The organism is Pseudovibrio sp. W74 (genome assembly GCF_001623085.1).
Taxonomy (GTDB): Bacteria; Pseudomonadota; Alphaproteobacteria; order Rhizobiales; family Stappiaceae; genus Pseudovibrio.
On the sequence record NZ_LMCJ01000007.1, the window covers coordinates 1 to 2,606 of the forward strand.

Annotated in this window: 3 protein-coding genes and 1 pseudogene; 3 read left to right on the forward strand and 1 reads right to left on the reverse strand. The window is 48.8% G+C overall.

Annotated features, from left to right (window positions below; genetic code table 11):
* Window positions 1-192 (reverse strand): hypothetical protein (locus PsW74_RS29085; RefSeq protein WP_206599911.1); only part of this gene is annotated, 192 nt, incomplete at its 3' end.
* Between the two features lie 91 nt (window positions 193-283).
* On the opposite strand from PsW74_RS29085, the gene dapB reads away from it, so the two are divergent.
* From dapB to PsW74_RS29255, 3 genes and pseudogenes are all read left to right on the forward strand, one after another.
* Entirely contained in the window at window positions 284-1,099 is an 816-nt protein-coding gene (gene dapB / locus PsW74_RS05750; protein WP_063286353.1) for a 4-hydroxy-tetrahydrodipicolinate reductase, read from the forward strand.
* Between the two features lie 215 nt (window positions 1,100-1,314).
* Entirely contained in the window at window positions 1,315-1,938 is a 624-nt protein-coding gene (locus tag PsW74_RS05755) for a 2,3-bisphosphoglycerate-dependent phosphoglycerate mutase (RefSeq protein WP_057463063.1), read from the forward strand.
* Window positions 1,939-2,413: 475 nt separating this feature from the next.
* Window positions 2,414-2,606: pseudogene (locus PsW74_RS29255) on the forward strand (hypothetical protein); the annotation flags it as partial.

Here is a 2,606-nt window from a genome sequence, read left to right on the forward strand (position 1 = left end):
GGTAGCCCCGCCCAGCCCACGCCGCACTGATGGACGGTCCACCAGCTGCCCGAATACGTGAGCACAACACTGAGAATAAGCGGGGTTGAGGGCAGGGGGATAAGTTTTATCAGATTTTTCGCAGGACAGGCCGTACATGACCAAGCATGAAACGAGCGCCAGCTGCACGAGATAGAGCAAACTCTGGGACACCAACTGCCATATGAGTTTGAAACTCTTTAGTGCGCCTGCTATACCCCTCCACACTATAATTTGAGGGGCTTTCGTAGGCTTGGGGGACGTGATGAGTGACATGCGACTGGTTGTTGTAGGCGCAGCAGGCCGAATGGGGCGTGCACTGGTACGCACAGTGACCGAAATGGACGGAGTTGTGGTGTCAGCCGCGATCGAGCGCAAACACTCCCAGTTTCTGGGCACAGATGCTGGCGAACTCGCAGAATGCGGTAAACTCGGCGTTGCAATCACCGATGATCTTGAGGCTGCATTTGCTGATGCTGATGGCGTGCTGGACTTCACCGTGCCAGAGGCAACGGTTGAATTTGCAGAAGCTGCAGCGCGTCATTCTATTGCGCACATTATCGGCACAACCGGAATGACGTCTGCCCAATCTACCGAACTTGCTCACGCCGCGACATCAGCCCGCATTGTAAAATCAGGCAATATGAGCCTAGGTGTTAACCTGCTCGCATGCCTCATTAAAAAGGCCGCTGCAGCTCTGGATGAAGATTTCGATATCGAAGTCCTGGAAATGCATCATCGGCATAAAGTTGATGCCCCATCAGGAACAGCATTGCTGTTGGGTGAGGCGGCTGCTGAAGGCCGGGGAATTGATCTTGAAACCCATAGTGTTCGCACACGAGACGGCATTACGGGTGAACGAAAAAGAGGCGACATCGGATTTGCAACATTGCGAGGTGGATCTGTCGTAGGTGAACATACGGTGATGTTTGCGAGCGAGGGAGAGCGTATAGATCTCTCACATATCGCAACGGATAGACAACTGTTTGCTCGCGGTGCCGTGAAAGCAGCCCTCTGGGCGCACAATCAGCAACCGGGCCTGTACTCAATGGCTGATGTTCTCGGCCTGAATGATGAGTGACACACAATGCATGCTTGCTAGAGCGTGTTCTGTTTGATTGGGTTCAATCAAACGACAAGACTTCGCTCCAACAAAGATGTTGGAGCGCGATGCGCAAACGTACATGAACGCGATGTGCTCTGATGAGCGATGAGCAAGACATGTGAAATGAGACTTGAAACAGTCCTTCCAAGACAACTGTTTTCAAGCAAACATAACCTCCTTAGGAGAGCTTAATGGAACGCCTTTTGGTTCTCGTCCGTCACGGACAAAGCGAATGGAATTTGAAAAACCTGTTCACCGGCTGGAAAAACCCAGACCTGACAGAACAGGGTGTTGAAGAAGCAACAACAGCCGGTAAAAAACTCAAAGAAATGAACCTGACATTTGATCTGGCGTTCACTTCTGACCTGCTGCGCGCTCAACACACTCTTAAGCTGATCCTTGGTGAGCTTGGTCAGGAAGACCTGCCAACATCAAAAGATCAGGCTCTGAACGAGCGTGACTACGGTGACATCACCGGTATGAACAAAGACGAAGCTCGTCAGAAATTTGGTGAAGAGCAGGTTCACATCTGGCGTCGTTCTTTCGACGTTCCTCCTCCAGGCGGCGAAAGCCTGAAGATGACTGCAGAGCGCACCCTGCCTTACTACCGTTCTGACATTCTTCCTAAAGTTCTCGAAGGCAATCGCGTGATTGTTGCTGCACACGGCAACTCCCTGCGTTCCCTCATCATGGAACTTGAAGGACTTTCACCTGAAGAAATCCTCAAGCGCGAGCTCGGCACAGGCAAGCCTGTTGTTTATCGCCTTGATGAAGAAGGTAAGGTTCTTTCTGTTGAGGACCTGGCAGAAGTTTAAGCCACCCTCAAAATTCAGAATCATAAAAAGCGGCTCTTCGGGCCGCTTTTTTATTTGGCTGAGTTGCACTGCTCTGTAATGGCTGAATTAGAATTGTAAAAATATAAATATTATTCACACAAATAGTCTTTGTTAAAATACTAAGTATGTGAAATTAAATACACTTAAAATTATCAATAATAGATAATGCATGCGTCATTATTATTTGCCTTGCGCTACGTAAGATTCGATGCAAGCCTCTCCATGCATACAGAAAATGTATGACCGCATTAATATATTAATTGAGAGGACAACCTATGAAGTTTTCAGTAGCAAACGACGGTCGCCCAGCATCTGCTCAAGCAAAGCCAGCAAAGTTGAATGGTGGCCTTGCTCCAAAAGATGAAGAGAAAAAACCAAAATAATTTAATGTGTGAGGCAGTTTAGGCTGCCTCGCTTCATTTTTGCAGAGTGTTTTATCTGCGAGGGAATTCCTGTGAAGTTTGTAAGAATGGTCAAATCTGCCCCGGACGTTGTTAAGGCAGATGGAACGAACCTTGGCATGATGCCAGCCCGGGCAATGAAGTATTGTGAACCCCTCCTTACTGCTTCGCGTCAGGGCTACTATGTTTACCCGCCAGTAGATTTTTATCTGATGTGGACCGGATCTGAGGTCCTCTATCGGCTTT